General features: G+C 73.6%; 13 protein-coding genes. 4 read left to right on the forward strand and 9 right to left on the reverse strand.

The features are described 5' to 3' along the window. The first annotated feature begins 68 nt into the window (after positions 1 to 68). The 3 genes from AC5L38_RS35125 to AC5L38_RS35135 all read left to right on the forward strand — a co-directional run bounded on the left by AC5L38_RS35125 (position 69) and on the right by AC5L38_RS35135 (position 4,873). Positions 69 to 935 (forward strand): nucleotide exchange factor GrpE, encoded by an 867-nt coding sequence (locus AC5L38_RS35125; RefSeq protein WP_495247116.1) that lies wholly within the window; start codon positions 69 to 71, stop codon positions 933 to 935. 106 nt (positions 936 to 1,041) lie between these two features. Further along, positions 1,042 to 2,898, forward strand: coding sequence for a dynamin family protein (locus tag AC5L38_RS35130; protein WP_495247117.1), 1,857 nt, complete (start codon positions 1,042 to 1,044; stop codon positions 2,896 to 2,898). A gap of 46 nt (positions 2,899 to 2,944) precedes the next feature. Then, complete coding sequence (locus AC5L38_RS35135; RefSeq protein ID WP_495247118.1) at positions 2,945 to 4,873, forward strand: dynamin family protein; 1,929 nt, start codon at positions 2,945 to 2,947, stop codon at positions 4,871 to 4,873. 192 nt (positions 4,874 to 5,065) lie between these two features. Here AC5L38_RS35135 and AC5L38_RS35140 read toward each other — a convergent pair whose 3' ends face one another. The 3 genes from AC5L38_RS35140 to AC5L38_RS35150 all read right to left on the reverse strand — a co-directional run bounded on the left by AC5L38_RS35140 (position 5,066) and on the right by AC5L38_RS35150 (position 9,972). After that, positions 5,066 to 7,843: an Hsp70 family protein gene (locus tag AC5L38_RS35140; RefSeq protein WP_495247119.1), complete on the reverse strand. Its 2,778-nt coding sequence runs from the start codon at positions 7,841 to 7,843 to the stop codon at positions 5,066 to 5,068. 233 nt (positions 7,844 to 8,076) lie between these two features. Beyond that, positions 8,077 to 9,006 (reverse strand): hypothetical protein, encoded by a 930-nt coding sequence (locus AC5L38_RS35145; RefSeq protein ID WP_495247120.1) that lies wholly within the window; start codon positions 9,004 to 9,006, stop codon positions 8,077 to 8,079. Between the two features lie 39 nt (positions 9,007 to 9,045). After that, a complete protein-coding gene (locus AC5L38_RS35150) occupies positions 9,046 to 9,972 on the reverse strand; it encodes a S66 peptidase family protein (protein ID WP_495247121.1) in 927 nt (308 codons plus the stop codon). 30 nt (positions 9,973 to 10,002) lie between these two features. Here AC5L38_RS35150 and AC5L38_RS35155 point away from each other — a divergent pair, with 30 nt between their 5' ends. Then, on the forward strand, positions 10,003 to 10,890 hold the full coding sequence (locus AC5L38_RS35155; protein ID WP_495247122.1) for a sulfotransferase family protein: 888 nt from the start codon (positions 10,003 to 10,005) through the stop codon (positions 10,888 to 10,890). Positions 10,891 to 11,058: 168 nt separating this feature from the next. On the opposite strand, the gene AC5L38_RS35160 is transcribed toward AC5L38_RS35155, so the two are convergent. The 6 genes from AC5L38_RS35160 to AC5L38_RS35185 form a co-directional block, all read right to left on the reverse strand. Further along, positions 11,059 to 11,403, reverse strand: coding sequence for a transposase (locus tag AC5L38_RS35160; RefSeq protein WP_495247123.1), 345 nt, complete (start codon positions 11,401 to 11,403; stop codon positions 11,059 to 11,061). A gap of 56 nt (positions 11,404 to 11,459) precedes the next feature. Next, on the reverse strand, positions 11,460 to 13,334 hold the full coding sequence (locus AC5L38_RS35165) for an ABC transporter ATP-binding protein (RefSeq protein WP_495247124.1): 1,875 nt from the start codon (positions 13,332 to 13,334) through the stop codon (positions 11,460 to 11,462). A gap of 137 nt (positions 13,335 to 13,471) precedes the next feature. After that, complete coding sequence (locus AC5L38_RS35170; RefSeq protein WP_495247125.1) at positions 13,472 to 14,275, reverse strand: enoyl-CoA hydratase/isomerase family protein; 804 nt, start codon at positions 14,273 to 14,275, stop codon at positions 13,472 to 13,474. A gap of 133 nt (positions 14,276 to 14,408) precedes the next feature. Beyond that, a complete protein-coding gene (locus tag AC5L38_RS35175) occupies positions 14,409 to 14,624 on the reverse strand; it encodes a helix-turn-helix domain-containing protein (protein WP_030904785.1) in 216 nt (71 codons plus the stop codon). Between the two features lie 114 nt (positions 14,625 to 14,738). Continuing rightward, on the reverse strand, positions 14,739 to 16,337 hold the full coding sequence (locus AC5L38_RS35180) for an ABC-F family ATP-binding cassette domain-containing protein (RefSeq protein ID WP_495247126.1): 1,599 nt from the start codon (positions 16,335 to 16,337) through the stop codon (positions 14,739 to 14,741). 316 nt (positions 16,338 to 16,653) lie between these two features. Further along, positions 16,654 to 17,310 (reverse strand): acVLRF1 family peptidyl-tRNA hydrolase, encoded by a 657-nt coding sequence (locus AC5L38_RS35185; protein ID WP_495247127.1) that lies wholly within the window; start codon positions 17,308 to 17,310, stop codon positions 16,654 to 16,656. Between the last annotated feature and the right edge of the window lie 23 nt (positions 17,311 to 17,333).

Genomic DNA, 17,333 nt, shown 5'->3' on the forward strand with positions numbered 1-17,333 from the left:
ACTCCACCTGACTCCACCGAGGGGGGACCCGGATCCGGGTTGCACGGGCCGCCGACGAAAGGCTTGCGATGAGGGACCGGCGCGCGTTCCTTCCCCTGTTCCTGGCCTGGCCGGCGCTGACCGGCTGCGGCGTGGTCGCCGGGTTCGGAGGGGAGGCGTCCGGCGCGCCGCCGGCGCCGCGGGACGGCGGCGTGCGCTCCCTGCGTCCCGGGGAGGCGGAATCCGTCACGGCGGGCACACCGTTCGGGTTCCTCCCGCCGCCCCTGGTGCTCGCGGTGGCGGCGGGCGCCCTGGCCCTGGTGGTCGCGGGCCTGTACCTGTGGCACCGCGGCCGCCGCCCCGCCCCTCCGGCGCCCCTTCCCGGCACCTGGCAGGCGGCTCCCGCACCCACCGTGATGCCCCCGTTCCCCGCGGGTGCGGCGGGGCGGGCGCCGGGACCTTCCGGCACGGACCGCGCCGCGCCGCCGCCCGTACCTCCGTCGGCGCCACCAGCGCCGTCGTCCGTGTCACCGGACGGCCTGCCGGCGGACCCGCTGGCCGGGGCGCTGGCCGAGGTCGCGGGCAGCGGGGTCAGCGCCGCGCTCGCCCAGCAGGTGGAACGGCTCCTGGCCGGAGGCCACCCGGGGCGCGAGGCGCTGGTGACGGCCTGCGTCGGCTACCGCGACCAGCTCGCCGAACGGCACCCCCGGCTGGCCGGGACGCTGCTGGAGGCGCTGAACCGGGCGGGCGTCCGGGAGATCGTCGCCGACGGGCAGCGCTTCGACCCGCGCCTGCACGAGGCGTCCGGCACCGAGGCGGCCGGGCACCCCGAGCTGCACGACATCGTCGCCGAGACCGTCAGGTGGGGGTACGCCGACGGCGAGCGCGTGATCCGCGTGCCGCAGGTCGTCGTCTACCGCCACGGCTCGCCGCCGGCCCCGGGGACCGGGCGGTGAGACCCCCTCTCCCGTCGCGCCACCCTTCCGCCCGCCGTACCGACCCAGGAGACGATCCCGACATGCCCGCTCAGACGCCCGTACCGGACGGCCGGGACGGTGACACGTGAACGCCGGGCCCGCGGACCTGCTGCGCCGCCTGTGCGACACCACCGCGGCCAGGCTCTCCGGCGCGGAGCTTCGCGAGCGGGTGCGGCAGGTGCGCGCCGGGCTCGACGCGCCGCTGCGGGTCGCGGTGGCGGGCGCGGTGAGCAGCGGCAAGTCGACGCTGGTCAACGCGCTGCTCGGGCTGCCCGTCGCCCCGGTGGACGCGGGCGAGTGCACCTTCGTGGTCACCCAGTACGAGTACGGCGAGGACGACGGCCACATCACGGTCGAGCTCACCGACGGCGGGACGGCCCACTCCCGGCTGCTGCCCGGCCACCGGCTCCCCACCGAGTTCGGCGTCGACGTGGCCAGGATCCGGCGCCTGCGGGTCACGCTCGACCTGCCGTCGCTGCGCACGATCACCATCGTCGACACCCCCGGCATGAACACGGTGACGGTCGCCAACGAGCGGGCGGCCAGGAGCATGCTGTTCGGCTCGGGCGACGAGGACGACCGCGCCCAGGCGATGATCTACGTGCTGCGCTACGTCCAGAAGTTCGACGACACCACCCTCGCCGAGTTCCGCGGGCTGACCGACGCCTGCGGCATGAGCTGCGTCAACACCCTCGCCGTGCTCGGCCAGGTCGACCGGCGCGGCGACGAGGGCGACCCGTGGCCGACCGCCAGGCGGCTCGCCGCCAAGGGGTACGCGGACCTGCGCACCTCCGTCTTCGACGTGGTCCCGGTGATCGGCCTGCTCGCCGAGACCGCGCGGGCCCGCCCGCTGGACGCCGAGGACGCGGCGGGCCTGGCGGCGCTGGCCGGGCTCGACGAGGACGACCTGGAGGACTACCTCCTGGACCTGGACGACTTCCGCTCGGCGCCCGAGCTGCCCGTACCGGCCGAGGTGCGGCACCGGCTGGTGGAGCGGCTGCACCGCTACGGCGTCACCAGCGCGGTGGAGGCGGTGCGCGCGGCCGGGACGGCCGACCCCGCGATGCTCGCCGCCCACCTGCTGGAGCGGTCGGGCTACGCCTCCGCGGGCCGGGCCGCGACCGGCTCGGTGGCCGCGGGCATCGCCCACTTCGCCCGCCGCGCCGACCAGCTGAAGGCGCTCGACGCGCTGACCCGGCTGCGCGCGATCGCCCGCACGCCCGCGCTGGGGGCCGACCGCGCCACCCTGGACTCGCTGGCGGCCCAGCTCGACGAGAACCGGCCGATCGCGACCGCCCTGGGCGGCCTGCGGATCTTCACCGCCGCCGAGGCGCTCGGCCGCGGCACGCTCGTGCTGGACGAGGAGATGACCGAGGAGCTGCTGCGCCTGGCCCGCCACGACGAGCCCGCCGAACAGCTCGGCCTGCCCGCCGGGGCCTCACCCGCGGAGATCGCCGCCGCCGCCACGGCGGCGTCGATGCGCTGGCGCACCCTCGCCATGATGAGCGAGGGCAGGACCGGCGGGCACCGGGCCAGGGACGTGCTCACCGTCCTGGAGGACCTCGTCTCGGCCGCGCTGGACGAGGTGGCCCTGGAGGAGGCGGCGTCGAACGGGGCCGCGCGGGCGTCCACGGCGGGCACCGGCGGCGGCGAACCGCTCCCCCCGGTCCGGGTGGACCCCGCCGCGATCGAGGCGCTGCGGGCCTCCCCCATGGTCCCCGCCGACGACCGGCGGGCGCTGGAACTCCTGCTCGCGGGATCGGAGCTGGCCACCCAGCTCGGAGCGCCGCCCGGGGCGCCGCGCGCCGAGGTCGCGGGCTACGCCGCCGCCCTGGGCGCCCGGTTCCGCACCCTCACCCACCGGCCGCTCTCCCTGCGGCAGCGGCGGGCGGCCGAGACCCTGTGCGAGGCGTACGAGACCATCTGGGCGCACTACTCCTGACCCCCTTTCACGGCCCCCGAACCATCCCCGACAGGAGAAGAAGCTCATGACGACCCCCGACCCGACCGGCCCCGTGGCCAGGTTGCTGCGCTACGCCAACGAGGTCCACGCGCTGGCCGGGCAGTGCGGCAGGAAGGACCTGGCGGAGGTGCTGGCCGCGTGCGCGGGCCGCTGGAAGGACGAGTGCACCGACATCGTGGTCGCCGGGGCGCAGAAGCGCGGCAAGAGCCGGCTGCTCAACACGCTGGTGGCCCACCCCGACCTGCTCCCCGTCGACGCCGACGTCGCCACCAACTGCTTCCTGTCGCTGCGGCGCGGCCCCCGGCTCGCCGCCGTCGTGCACCGGAGCACCGACGCGGGACCGGTCCAGACGCCGATCACCGTCGAGTCGATCCCCGACTACGCCTCGATGCGCGGCGACGCGGGCAAGCGCCGCGACGTCGTCAGCGTGGACATCACCCTCGACAACCCCCTGCTCGACGGCCTGCGGCTGCTCGACACCCCCGGCGTGGACAGCCTGACGGTCGGCCACCGGCAGGTGACGGTGGCCATGCTGCAGCGGGCCGACGCGCTGCTGTTCACGCTCAGCGCCCAGGACCAGCCGGTGCTCAGGCACGAGCTGGAGTTCCTCGCCGAGGCCGCGGAGCGGGTCCAGGCGATTGCGTTCGTCCTGACGAAGGTGGAGGACTCGGCCAACTGGCGCGCCCTGCAGGAGGAGAACAAGGCCCGCCTGCGGACCTTCGTCACCGAGGCGATCGCGGCGAGCCCCGGCAGGGCGGCGACGCTGGCCCCGCTCCTTTCGGCGCCGTGGATCCCGGTGAGCGCCAAGCTCGCCGAGGCCGCCGAGGTCAAGCGGCGCGAGGGACGCGCCGAGCGCGCCGATACCCTGCGGGCGCGCAGCGGCATGGACGCGCTGGAACGGCACCTGCGCGGCTTCGCCGAGGGCAGGGACTCCGCGCGGGGCGCCACGGTGGTCGCCGCCGCGCTGTCGGTGCTGGGCTCGCTGGCCACCGGCGCGAAGGACGACGTCGCCGTGGGCTCCGACGACGAGGGCGACGTCACCGCACGGCTCGCCGAGGTGGACGCCGGCCTGGCGGAGCTCGCGGAGCTGGCGGGCCGGCGCAGGGCGGGCGCGGTGGCCAACACCTTCCTCGGGCGCGAGGTGGCGGGCATCGTGGCGGCGCGGGTGTCGGAGATCCGCCAGCCGTACGAGAACACGATCGCCACGCTGAAGAAGCAGGCCCAGCTCGACCAGTACATGGCGGAGCTGCCGGAGAGCGTGCAGCGCTCCCTGGAGGCGGCGTGGTCGCAGATCGTCTACGACGTGGAGAAGCTGGCCAGGACCACCCTGGACGCCTTCGCCCGCGACCTCGGCCTCGACCCGGTCGACCTGGCCACCGACGGCCGCGCGATGCCCAACCTGACGCAGGTCCAGGTCAAGGGCGACATGGCGGCGGACGACCCGGGCAGCGTGGACCTGATCAGGGACGTGCTGCCCTCGGCCTCGATCGGGCTGTCCCTGGGCGGCTTCGCCACGGCCCTGCTCGGCCCGGTGGGCTTCATCCTGGTCGCCCCGGCCATCGGGGCGGCCATCTTCATGGGACGCCGCTCGATGGAGAAGGTGCAGCGCAGCCAGGCGGCGATCAGGGGGGCGCTGCGCGACCAGTTCTCGGTGGTCGCCAGGGAGATGACGCTCGACCTGGAGCGGATGGTGGCGACCTGGCGGGTGGGCGTCGAGCAGGCCGCCGACGACAGCCTGGCCCGGCGCCGCAGGGAGCTGGAGACCAGGCGCGCCGAGCTGAAGTCCGCCTCCGCCCGCTCGGCCGCCGACCGTCTCAAGGCCCGCAAGTCGGGCGAGGACCGCATCGCCGCGATCGCCACCCTCACCACCCGGGGCCAGGAGCTCCGCGGGGAACTCGCCACCGCGGTCGCCGCCCTGGGCGCGGAACGACCGGCGCCCGCCGTGACGACCTGACCGGGTGTGACGGCCGGATGTGACGACCGGATGTGACGACGAGCCCGCGGTGACCGGCCGCGCGACCGTCACCGCTCGTCCCTTGTCACCGCTCGTCGGTCGCCGTTCCGGTGGAGAACCAGAGGCCGGGACAGAGACGTGACACGCCCGTGAAGCCGTTCGGGCCCCCGCCCCCGGCGGTGGCCCGACCGGTCAGAGCGGCAGGTGCACCAGGGTGGCGGGCTGGTCGCGGGCGGTGCCGTCCGCGTCGGCGGGGCGGTGCAGGCAGAGCAGGCCGGTGGGGACCCGGACCACCGGCTCGAACGTCCCCGGCGTGCGGTGCACCTCCCGCGCCCCGCCGGGGGTGACGTGCAGCAGCCTGCTGCGGCCCGCGTCCCGCATGGTCATCCACATCGAGTCGCCGTCGGCGACGAACCTGGGGCGCTCCCAGCGGTGCCGCGAGGTGAGGTGACCGGCCAGCGTCGCCGACTGCTTGCCCATCAGGAACTCCAGCGTCTGGGAGCGCTGGTCGAAGATCCCGACCGACCAGCCCCTGGCCGGGCTCACCTGGTCGACGCCGACCGCGTAGATCTGGCCGCCCGCCGGGACCCAGCGCAGCGCGCCGCCCCGGGGGCGCGGCATGACCAGCCTGGTCCCGCCGTCCGCGGTGCCGGCCTCCAGCCCCGCGGAGCCGGAGGTGAACCACCTGCCCCGGTGCAGGACCACCTGGTGCAGCCAGCCGCGCCCCGGCTCGCGCACCGTCGGGCGCACGACGCCGCCGGGGTCGACCAGGCACAACACCTGCCACGGCCGGAAGTCCTGGTGCCGGTTCTGGAACATCGGCTTGTTGCTGCCGAACTGCCCGAGCACCACGGTGCAGCCCGGCGCGCCCACCGAGGGCGAGGGCTCGGTGCCGCCGGGGGCCTCCTGGTCGAGCAGCCGGCGCAGCCTGTTGTCCTCGTTGAGGAACCACTGGGCGTACGGGCCCAGCTCGCGCGGCTGGGGGGCCTGGAAGGCGAAGGTCCCGGCCAGGTCGAGCTCGATCATGGCCAGGTGGCCGGTCTCGCCCCAGGGCAGGCCCATCGTGGTGTCGACCGGGACGGCCTGCCGGGGGTGGAAGAAGACCCACGCCGTACGGCCGTGGGCGATCACGGTCGGGTCGCCCCACATCTGCATCGGGTGGGTGGCGCGGATGGCCAGGTCGGGGGTGAGGGTGCGGACCAGCACCTGCGCGGGCCCCACCTGCTCCACGGCCACGACGCCCTCCCCGGAGGCGGCCCACTCCACGAGCCTGCCGAAGCGCAGCTCCCGGTCGTGGCGGCCCCCGACCCCGTCGAGCCTGCGCAGGAGGTGGCCGTTGTCGAAGGCCTGGTGGACGAAGACCCGGCCCGCCTCGGCCCGCGCCTCCAGCACGGCGTCCACGACCTTCTCGATCCCCTGGACCGTGGGCCCGCCCGCCGCGCCTCCGGCACCCCCCGGGCCTACCGGCCTTCCCGGTCCTCCTAGGCCTCCCGGTCCTCCCGGCGGGCCGGTGGGGGCCCGGTGGCCGCCGGTGGCGCCGTCCTCGGGACCGGTGAGCACCCGGTGGTCCCCGGTGGCGCCGCCCGCCGGGCCGGTGAAGGCCCGCTGCCCCGCGACCGGACCCGCGACAGGGCCCGCGATCGAACCGGCCACCGGACCCGCGGCCGGACCGGCCATCGGGCCCGCGATCGGCGCGCCGGGCGGCCGGTGGCCCCCGGCCGGGCCGCCCGCCGGGGGCGGGGAGTCCGTCGCCGGGCCGGTGAAGGCCCGCGGCCCGGGACCGGAGACCTGCCCGATGCCGGGAGCACCGGGAGTACCGGGAGCGCCGGGAGCGCCGCTGGGCACCGGGTGGCCGCCGGTGGCGGGTCCCCTGCCGGGCTCGCGGTGCTCGACCTTGAGCTTCCAGGCCAGCTGCGCGGCGCCGTAGGCGACCACGATCTTCGGGTCGTCGTAGGTCCTGACGCGCTCGCCGAAGCGCTCGCGTACGGCCTTCTGGACCAGCGGCATCCTGCTGGGCCCGCCGGTCATGAACACCGCGGCCAGCTCGTCCGACTCGACCCCCGCGCCCCTGATCGTCTCGTCGAGGATGTCGACCGTCCTGGTGATCTCCTCGCCGATGAGGTCCTCCAGGTCGGCCCTGGTGATGTGGACGTCCTCGTTGATGCCCACCACGTAGTGGGAGGAGGTGTCGAACTTCGACAGCGTCTCCTTGGCCTCCCTGGCCATCTTGAGCAGGTCGGCGGCGTAGCTGACGTAGCGGCGCTCGGGGTTGGTGGTCACCTGCAGCCACCAGTCGGCGTCGAGCCGCTCGATCTGGGCGCCGAGGAACGCGAAGACCTGCTCGTCGAACCCCTCCCCGCCGATCTCGTCGCTGCCTCCCGGCTCGCCGACGACCGCGAAGTCGCCGCCGTCCACGGTGAGCACGGCCGCGTCGAACGTGCCGCCGCCGAGGTCGTAGACGGCGAGCCGCGACCCACCGCCGGTCGCCCGCCCCGCCGAGGCGTAGTAGCGGGCCGAGGCCACGGGCTCGTCGATGAGCGCGATCCGCACCCCGCTGACGACCTTCCTCGCCGCCGCCAGCAGCACCGCCTTGCGGTCGGCGCCCCAGGCCACCGGGTGGGTCAGCGCGATGCAGTCGGGGTCGGCGCCGTCGAAGCGCCGCCGCCCCTCGCTGACGAACGGCTCCAGCAGCGCCGCCAGGGCGTCGGCCACGTCCACCGGGACGCCGCCGAGCAGCATCCGGCCCCGGCCGACGTAGCGCTTGGGGTTGCGCTCGACACGCTCGGGACTGATCGCGATGCCCCGCTGGGCGATCCTGCCCGCCACGAGCTCGCCCCGCTCGTCCAGCATGACGGCGGAGGGGATGCGCCGCTCCCCCTCGACCTCCAGGACGTCGAAGCGCCCTTCCGCCGCCATCACCCCGGCGGAGAAACTCGTCCCCAGATCGACACCGAGGCACCACTGCGCCATGTCCACTCCTCGTAGATCAGGACCCATCATCCCGCATCCGGCGACCGCGGCCGGGGCACGGGCCGGAACGCCGGGACCGATCCATGACCCTGGACGTCGGCGATCGCCGGGACGGGCGCGGGAGCGTCCTCATCATCTCGCGCCCGCGCCGGTACCGCCTCCACGGCTCACGATTCCGCGGTACGGGGGAAGCGGTACGGGGAAAAGCCGGCCCTCCAGGGGCCGGGGGCGGGTCAGCCGCCGGTGGCGCCGTCGGGGCGGAGGGCCAGGGCGGCGAGGACCCGGGCGAAGTCCGGCGGGGGCGCGACCACCAGCCGGGTCTGGCCGTCCTGCCTGACCAGGTCGGCCCTGATCAGGGAGAGGCGGCCGCCGTGCCACCAGTAGACCTGCGGGCTGAGGGCTCCGGCGCGCTTGTCGAACTCCCGCTGGGCGAACAGGCGCAGCCGCTCGATCGCGCGGACCACGCCGATGCCCTCGACCGGGTGGACGATCAGCGTCGCCGGGTCGGGCAGGGCGACGAGGACCCCGTCGGAGGGGACCGGCAGGTAGTCGCCCAGCCTGCGCAGGTGGGCGGCGGCCCCCTCGGTGGGGCCGGTCAGCCTGCGGACCGCCACGCCCCCGAGGTCACCCTCGGTGACCGAGAGCCGCTCCTCCCGGTGGGTGTTCTCCAGGGCCAGGTCGAGCGCCTGGCCCGCGGTGATCGGCCAGCAGCCGACCTCCTCGGGGCGGACCGGGCGCCCGGTGGCGGCGTCGCCGACGGCGAGCACCTCGACCAGGTCGGCGGTGAGGTGGCGCCCGACCACGCGGGCCGGGTCGAGGTCGTCCTCCAGCTGGATGCGGGTCCGCAGCATCGGGCGTACCTGCTCCAGCTCGCAGGCGTCGAACGGCTCGTCCGCCGTGGCCAGGGTGTGGGACAGGTGCCCGGAGACGAGCACGGGCCAGTCCTCGCGGGAGCGCCGGAGCGCCTCGGCGCGCAGCCCGGTGAGCCGTACCACGACCCGGCGCGGGCCGGTGAGCGTCAGGGTCGCGCCGCCGGGATCGAAGGCGCAGGCGTAGCCGAGATTGTCGGCGACCAGGGCGAGCAGGGAGTCGAGATCGACCTCTTCGACCGGACGCGGCGGCGTCTCGGTCCGCCGGTCACGGTGCCGCCGGAACAATCTCACGCGTGCGCCCCCTCTGCCGGTTTCCTCCTAGGTTCGCACCTAGCGTGCCTTGTCGGCGCCCCCTGTTGAGTAGGCCAGAGAGCACGATTCTGCATCAATAGCACCAAGTGCCCCGAGCAATAGCGAAAACTGTGGCTTTCCATGCCCTACCGGAAGCCCCCCGATGACCGGCACGCCGAGCGGCGCGAGCAGCTCCTCCAGCACCGGGTAGGGGTCGCCGCAGCCGACCCAGGACCCCAGGACGAACCCGGCGGCCCCGTCGAGCGCCCCCGCCTGCAGCAGCTGGGTGAGCATCCTGTCGATCCGGTACGGCGCCTCGGTGACGTCCTCCAGCAGGACGATCCGGCCCCGCGCCGACAACGCGTACGGCGTGCCGCAGAGCGCGGCCAGCAGGGTGAGGTTACCGCCGGTGACCGGCGCCGTGACCTCGCCGGGAACGATCACCCGGTCGCCGGTGACCGTCGGCGGGGCCCCGGCGAGGGCGGCCGTGAAGTTCTCGAAGGTGCGCGGCTCGGGCCCCTCGGGATCGCTGATCGTGGAGCAGGCCGGCATCGGCCCGAACCAGGAGGCGACGCCCAGCTCCACGGCGAACGCGCTGTGCAGGGCGGTGACGTCGCTGGAGCCGACCAGCGCCTTGGGCCCGGCGGCCCGCATGGCGTCCCAGTCGAGGTGGCCGAGGAGGCGGGTGGCGCCGTAGCCGCCGCGGGCGCAGAACACCGCGCTCACCGCGGGGTCGCACCAGGCGTCCTGCAGATCGGCCGCGCGGGCGGCGTCCGGGCCCGCCAGGTAGCGGTCCCTGTCGAGGACGTGGGCGCCGACGACGACCTTCAACCCGAGCCCTTCCAGGACGCGGATGCCGCGCGCCAGCCGCTCGGGATCGGGAGGTCCGGACGGGGCGACCACCGCCACCGTGTCGCCCGGGCGCGGCGGAGGCGGTACCGGTATCCCGGCGGCCGGTTCGTTCACTCCGCAAACGGTGCCACACTGGGCTTTCATATGCGACCTCCGCCCCACATCCTGGTGGTCAACGGCATCAAGGTCCGCAGGCCGGTGTTCGTGCTCGCCGCCCCGCACTCCGGCGCGGATCTGCTGGCCCGCGCCCTGAAACGCTCCCCCGGATTCCACGTCACCATGGGGCGGGCGGCGGTGGCGCACGTCGTCTACGCCTTCGCCCGGCGGCCCTCGATCGCGGGACGGGGCATGGGCGCGACCCGCGTGCTCCGCGACGCCATGGCCGAGTCCTGGCAGATCGTCCCCGGCGCCTGCGAGGAGTGCCCCGCCCCGTGCCGGGAGGCGGGCGGCGTGACCGGAGCCGGGCCCTGCGTGGCCTCGGGCTCGGTGACCCGCTTCGGCGACGCCAGCCCCGACCTGATCTACAGCGCCTCGGTACTGCTGCAGGCCTTCCCCGACGCCCGCTTCGTCCAGCTCATCAGGGACGGCCGCGACGTGGCCGCCGACATGCTGGCCGACCCCACGTCCCTGACGTGGTTCAAGCCGGCCATGCTGAGCGACGAGACGGAGTTTCCCAACCCGTTCCTCGGCGTCAACTCCGGCGAGCACCGCGAGCGCTGGAAGGCGATGCCCACGGCGGGCAAGTGCGCGCTGCGCTGGCGCAGCGCGGTGCGGCTGTCGGCCTCCCTCCACCAGGACCTGCCCCGCGAGCAGTTGCTCACCCTGCGCTACGAGGACCTGGTCTCCTCCCCCGCCGAGGCCCTGGACGGGCTCTCCCGCTTCCTGGAGACGCGAGTTCCCAAGATCGCCCTGCTGGGCAGGAACGTGCCGAGGGTGGGCGTCTGGCGCACCCGCCTGCGCGGGCAGGACGCCGAGCTGGTGGCCAAGGTCGCCCGCGAGGAGCTCGCCCGCCTGGGCTACGCGTCACCCTGACGCAGGTCCGCGTCCCCCTCACGGCCCACGCCGGCCCCGTCACCCTCACACCGGTCCGCGTTCCCCGCCGGGCGTCTCGCTTCGGGGGACGCGGCGGTCGCCTCTCCCCTGCCCGGTCCGCGCGAGCCCGGCCGCCGGCACAGCGGGAGCCGGGCCTGGGCGGCGCGGTCACCAGTTCGGGACCTCGAACGTCGCACCGGGCCGGATGTCCCCCGGAGGAGCCGTCCCGGAACCGGGAGCCGGATCCTCGCCGGTCCGCAGCGTACCCAGGATCGTCTCCCAGGTGCCGTCCGCCGACCACCGGCGGTGCCGGTTGTAGACGGTCTTCCAGTTGCCGTACGTCTCCGGCAGCTTGCGCCAGGGACAGCCGCTCCTGGTGCGGAAGAACACCCCGTCGATGATCGTGCGGTGATCGGCCCACCGGTTCCCCCGCCGGGCGTGAGCGGGCAGCGACGGCGCCAGCCGCCCCCACTCGTCGTCGGTCAGGTCGTCGCGTTTCAGCCGGTCGTCCACCTCACCATGATCTAACACCATTGGGACCGGAAGATCCACTTGGTGGCTCGGGACCGTCAGGAGGCCTGGCTGAACTGGGTCCGGTAGAGCTCGGCGTAGACCTCTCCCCTGGCCAGCAGCTCCTCGTGGCGGCCCCGCTCGACCACCCGGCCGTCCTGGACCACCAGGATCTGGTCGGCCTCGCGGACCGTGGAGAGCCGGTGGGCGATGACCAGCGAGGTGCGTCCGGCCAGCGCGACCTTCAGCGCCTGCTGGACGGCGGCCTCGGACTCGGAGTCGAGGTGTGCGGTGGCCTCGTCGAGGACGACCACGCGGGGCGCCTTGAGCAGCAGCCTCGCCAGGGCCAGCCGCTGCTTCTCGCCGCCGGACAGCCGGTGGCCCCGGTCGCCCACCACGGTCTCCAGGCCCTCGGGGAGGTCCAGGACCAGGTCGGAGATCTGGGCGGCCCGCAGGGCGTCCCAGATCTCCTCGTCGCCGGCCCCCGGCCTGGCGTAGCGGAGGTTGGCCCCGATGGTGTCGTGGAACAGGTGGGCGTCCTGCGTGACGACTCCCACGGTGTCGCGCAGGGAGGCCAGGGTGGCGTCGCGCACGTCCAGGCCGTTGACGCGGACCGCGCCCTCGCCGACGTCGTAGAGACGGGAGACCAGGCCGGTGATGGTGGTCTTCCCCGCGCCCGAGGGGCCGACCAGGGCGACCATCTCGCCGGGGCGGGCGGTGAAGGTCACGCCGCGCAGCACCTCGTGGCCGGGCCCGGTGTCGGGGCGGGCCACCGCCTCCAGCGAGGCCAGCGACACCTCAGAGGCCGAGGGGTATCTGAACCGGACGTCGTCGAACTCCACGGTGACCGGCCCGTCCGGGAGGGGCCTGGCGTCGGGCTTCTCGGCGATCATGGGCCGCAGGTCGAGGACCTCGAAGACCCGGTCGAAGCTCACCAGCGCGGTCATCACGTCCACGTGCACGTTCGACAGGCTCGTCAGCGGGCCGTACAGGCGCATCAGGAGGGCGGCGAGGGCCACCAGGGTGCCGAGCTCGAAGACGTCGGAGACGGCCAGCACGCCGCCCACGCCGTACACCAGGGCGGTGGCCAGCGCCGCGACCAGGCCGAGCGCGACGCGGAAGACCGTCCCGTACATGCCGACGGTGACGCCGACGTCGCGCACCCGCCCCGCCTTCTCGCCGAAGGCGGCGGTCTCGTCGGCCGGGCGGCCGTACAGCTTGGCGACCATGGCCCCGGCGACGTTGAACCGCTCGGTCATCATGGTGCTCATCTCGGCGTCGAGCTCCATCTGCTCGCGGGTGAGCCCGGACATCTTCCTGCCGACCCACTTCGCGGGGAGGATGAAGATCGGCAACAGCACGAGGGCGACGACGGTGATCTGCCACGAGAGCACCAGCATGGCGCCGAGGACCAGCACCAGCATCACCACGTTGGCCACGACCGACGACAGGGTGCTGGTCAGGGCGCGCTGGGCGCCGATGACGTCGGTGTTGAGCCGGGAGATCAGGGCGCCGGTCTGGGTGCGGGTGAAGAAGGCCACCGGCATGCGCTGGACGTGGTCGAAGACCTCGGTGCGCAGGTTGTAGATGAGGCCCTCGCCGATCCGCGAGGAGAACCAGCGCTGGGTCAGGGTGAGCGCGCCGTCGACGACCGCCAGCCCCGCGATGACCAGCGCGAGGGCGATCACCACTCCCTGCCGCTTGGCGATGACGCCGTCGTCGATGATCGCCTTCATCAGCAGCGGGTTGGCGATCACGACGACCGAGCTGACCACCACCAGCGCGAGGAAGGCGGCGATGTGCCGCGAGAAGGGCCTCGCGTAGCGGGCGATGCGCCTGACCGTGCCCGGCGCGAGCCGCTGCTTGGTCACCGACCTGTCCCGCCGGAACGACATCATCGCCTGGGGGCCGAGCCCTCCACCCATCATCGCCATACGGCCTCCTCTCCCGATGCGAGCACCGGGAGAGGCACGATGATTCCCCTGTCAGCTCCGGGCGAACAGCGCCGGAGTGCCACCTGGACGAACCGGGTGACGGCCCTCCACGGATCACGGACCACGAGCGGGACGACCTACCCGAAGAGCGCCTTGACGCGCCCCGCCTGCTCGTGTGCCTCGGCCGCGCACTGCTCCTCCAGCGTGCGCCCCGAAGCACCCTGAAGCAGCCGCTTGGTCGCCGTCGCGGCGTCGCGGTTGGTCGCCAGCAGCGCGTCGGTCAGGTCGCGTACGGCCTGCGTCAGCTCCTGTGGCGCGACGACCAGCTCGGCCAGGCCGATCCTGGCCGCCTCCTGCGCCCCCACGACGCGGGCGGTCAGGCAGATCTCGATGGCCCTGGACAGGCCCACCAGGTCGACCAGCGGCTTGGTGCCGGTCAGGTCGGGAACCAGCCCGAGGGCCGGCTCCTTCATGCACAGTTTGGCGTCGTCCGCCAGGACCCGCAGGTCACAGGCGAGCGCCAGCTGGAACCCCGCACCGACCGCGTGGCCCTGAACGGCCGCCACGGAGACGATGTCGGGACGCCTCAGCCAGAGAAAGCCCCGCTGGGCCCGCGCCACCCGCCCGGCGAAGTCCGCCTGGTCGAGTGTCGCGGAGGACGCGAACGACCCCTGCCCTGGAACCCCCTCCGGGGTGAACATCCTCAGATCGATCCCAGCCGAGAAGGACGGCCCCTCACCCCTGATCACGACGACCCTCACCTGCTGCGGCAGGCCGTCACCGATATGAGCCAGAGCCGACCAGGTAGCGAACGTCTGAGCGTTCCGCTTCTCCGGACGGTCCAGCGTGATCGTCGCGATCTCGCCGTCCACCTCATAGCGCAGACCGACCTCCTTGAGAGAGATCTCCTCCGCACTCCCCCCGAACGTCACTTCCGCCATCGCCTGTTCTCCCACCCTCGGTGTCCGCCTCGCCCGAGCCTATCGACTCTCCAGAATGAGGTTCTACAGGTTCGGGCGGGGACGGCTTCAGAGTGGGGGACGAGCGGCTGCGGTCGCGCGTTCCGAGGCGGGGTCAGCGCTTGGACTTGCCTCGGGTGGCGCCACCGCGCCCGCGCAGAGTCACGCCGGACTCGCTCAGGATGCGGTGGATGAACCCGTACGACCTGCCGGTCGAAGCGGCCAGGGCGCGGATGCTCTCACCCGCGCTGTAGCGCTTCTTGAGATCGGAGGCCAGTTTTTCACGATCGGCCCCGGTAACCCGGGTGCCCTTCTTCAGAGTCTCGGCCACGAGTACCTCCTGTAGTGCCAGACTTCCGCAGCGTTACACACGCCATGATCAGTCATTTCAGCGAGATCGGCTACCTACTCCACGGGAAAAGATCCGTACCCGCTCAAATTAAGATCAGGCAAGTGCCACAAGATCGGAAAATTCGTCGCTCCACGCGTCTTCAACTCCGTCAGGCAGCAAGATCACCCTATCGGGTCGTAGCGCCTCTACAGCACCCTCATCATGCGTGACAAGCACAATCGCCCCAGAATAGGACGTTAGCGCCGAAAGAACCTGCTCTCTGCTGGCCGGGTCGAGGTTGTTCGTGGGCTCGTCCAGGAGCAGGACGTTGGCCGCGGACAGCACCAGCGTGGCCAGCGCCAGCCGCGTCTTCTCCCCGCCCGACAGCACCCCCGCGGGCTTGTCCACGTCGTCGCCGGTGAACAGGAACGAGCCCAGGACCTTGCGCAGCTCCACGTCGGGGAGCTCTCCCCCGGCCGAGCGCATGTTCTCCAGCACCGTGCGCTCGGGGTCGATCGTCTCGTGCTCCTGCGCGTAGTAGCCGAGCTTGAGCCCGTGTCCCGGCTTGACCGCGCCGGTGTCGGGCTCCTCGATGCCGCCGAGGATGCGCAGGAGAGTGGTCTTGCCCGCGCCGTTCAGGCCCAGGATGACGACCCTGCTCCCCCTGTCGACGGCGGCGTCGACGTCGGTGAAGACCTCCAGGGAGCCGTACGACTTCGACAGCCCCTCCGCCATGATCGGGGTGCGCCCGCACGGGGCGGGCTGGGGGAAGCGCAGCTTGGCGACCTTGTCGCCGCGCCGCTCCACCTCCAGGCCGGACAGCAGGCGCTCGGCGCGGCGCTGCATGTCCTGCGCGGCCTTGGCCTTGGTGGCCTTGGCGCGCATCTTGTCGGCCTGCGACATCAGGGCCGAGGCCTGCTTCTCGGCGTTGGCGCGCTCGCGCCTCCTGCGCTTCTCGTCGGTCTCGCGCTGGGCCAGGTAGGCCTTCCAGCCGACGTTGTAGGTGTCGATCACCGCACGGTTGGCGTCGAGGTGCAGGACGCGGTTTACCGTCGCTTCAAGAAGCGAGACGTCGTGGCTAATAATGATCAAGCCGCCCTGGTGAGATCGTAAAAAATCACGAAGCCACCCGATTGAGTCCGCATCTAGGTGGTTTGTCGGCTCGTCAAGAAGGAGAGTCTCCGCCCCGCTGAAGAGGATCCGGGCCAGCTCCACCCGCCTGCGCTGCCCTCCGGAGAGGGTCTCCAGCGGCTGGCCGAGCACCCGGTCGGGCAGTCCCAGGCTGGAGGCGATGGAGGCGGCCTCCGACTCGGCGGCGTACCCGCCCAGGACGTGCAGCCGGTCCTCCAGGCGCCCGTAGGCGCGGACCGCGCGGTCTCTCGTGCGGTCGTCGGCCGAGGACATGCCCGCCTCGGCCTCGCGCAGCTCGCGCAGCACCTGGTCGAGCCCGCGGGCCGACAGGATGCGGTCGCGGGCGAGCACGTGCAGGTCGCCGGTGCGCGGGTCCTGCGGCAGGTAGCCGACCTCGCCGCTGATGGAGACCGTGCCGGAGGCGGCCGACCCCTCTCCCGCGAGCACGCGGGTCAGCGTGGTCTTCCCGGCCCCGTTGCGGCCGACGAGCCCGATCTTGTCGCCGGGGTTCACCCGGAAGGACGCACCCTCGATGAGCAATCGGGCCCCGGCCCGCAGTTCGATGTCAGAAGCTACGATCATGGTTGGAGAACACTCCCAGCAGGAAATACACAGGCTCACTTCACTGTGGCCGAACCCGCCGCGCCCTGTGTCTCCCGGCTCTCGGCTCGGCCGTCTCGCCTTCATCGGGACGACGGTCAATCGGGAGTGCGCATACCGATCAGTGTACGGCGCGACACCGAGCGGCTTCTCCACGTTTTGGCGAGCCCCGCTCCCCTGAGCCCCGTCCCTTCGCGCCCCGCCCCCCATGACCGCGTTCCCCGAGCCCCGCTCCCCCGGACCGCGCCCACCCGGAATTCCCGCGCCGGAGCCCCGTCCCGCGAGCCGCGGACCCCGCTCAGCCGGGGTCGCTCACCCTGATGCGGATCGCGCGGAACTGGGCGGGGGTGTCCTTGAGGATCACCAGCCGCGGGTCGGGGACCGTCAGGAAGGGCTCCGCCTCCAGGGCGAAGAGCGGCGCGAGCCTGCGGTCAGGCCGCAGCGCGTCGATCGCGCGCCGGTCGCCGCCCAGCACGACCGCCTCCAGCTCGCCCACGTGCGGGACGAGGATCCGCAGCGCCACCTCGGCCGCCGCCTCGTGCGCCTGGTCCACCTGCTTCTCCCTGCGCCGGGCGAAGCGCCGCTGCGACCAGCCGCCCGCCGCGCTGCGCCCGTGGACCTGCCGCGAGCCCACCTTGGAGGAGAGCAGCTCCTCCCCCTGGAAGATCCCCGCCGCGTGGCCGCCCAGCCGTACCAGCAGCACGCCGATCCTGCGCTCGGTGCGCACGTGGGTGACCAGGCGTGCCATCGGGCCGCCCCCCGAGGAGGCCAGCGGCGGGAACGGCACCTGGCACTCGGCGACCGCGCCGTCCGCGCCGTCGAGGCGTACGACGGAGTCCGAGGCCGTCACGCCCGGCGGGCCGTGCCGGTCGACGAAGCCGTCGATCCAGCGGTTCAGGCGCTCGGGCGCCACGGAGACCCAGCGGCCTCCCCCCTTGGCCGGTCGCGACGTCATGGAACGCGACACTACCGGCTGAC

The sequence above is a fragment of the Streptosporangium nanhuense genome (assembly GCF_059358815.1).

Coding starts and splice junctions, on each gene's coding strand:
- AC5L38_RS35180 (WP_495247126.1), bottom strand. CDS start 16,337: ATGATCGTAGCTTCTGACATCGAACTGCGGGCCGGGGCCCGATTGCTC.
- AC5L38_RS35155 (WP_495247122.1), top strand. CDS start 10,003: ATGCGACCTCCGCCCCACATCCTGGTGGTCAACGGCATCAAGGTCCGC.
- AC5L38_RS35165 (WP_495247124.1), bottom strand. CDS start 13,334: ATGGCGATGATGGGTGGAGGGCTCGGCCCCCAGGCGATGATGTCGTTC.
- AC5L38_RS35185 (WP_495247127.1), bottom strand. CDS start 17,310: ATGACGTCGCGACCGGCCAAGGGGGGAGGCCGCTGGGTCTCCGTGGCG.
- AC5L38_RS35170 (WP_495247125.1), bottom strand. CDS start 14,275: ATGGCGGAAGTGACGTTCGGGGGGAGTGCGGAGGAGATCTCTCTCAAG.
- AC5L38_RS35140 (WP_495247119.1), bottom strand. CDS start 7,843: ATGGCGCAGTGGTGCCTCGGTGTCGATCTGGGGACGAGTTTCTCCGCC.
- AC5L38_RS35125 (WP_495247116.1), top strand. CDS start 69: ATGAGGGACCGGCGCGCGTTCCTTCCCCTGTTCCTGGCCTGGCCGGCG.
- AC5L38_RS35135 (WP_495247118.1), top strand. CDS start 2,945: ATGACGACCCCCGACCCGACCGGCCCCGTGGCCAGGTTGCTGCGCTAC.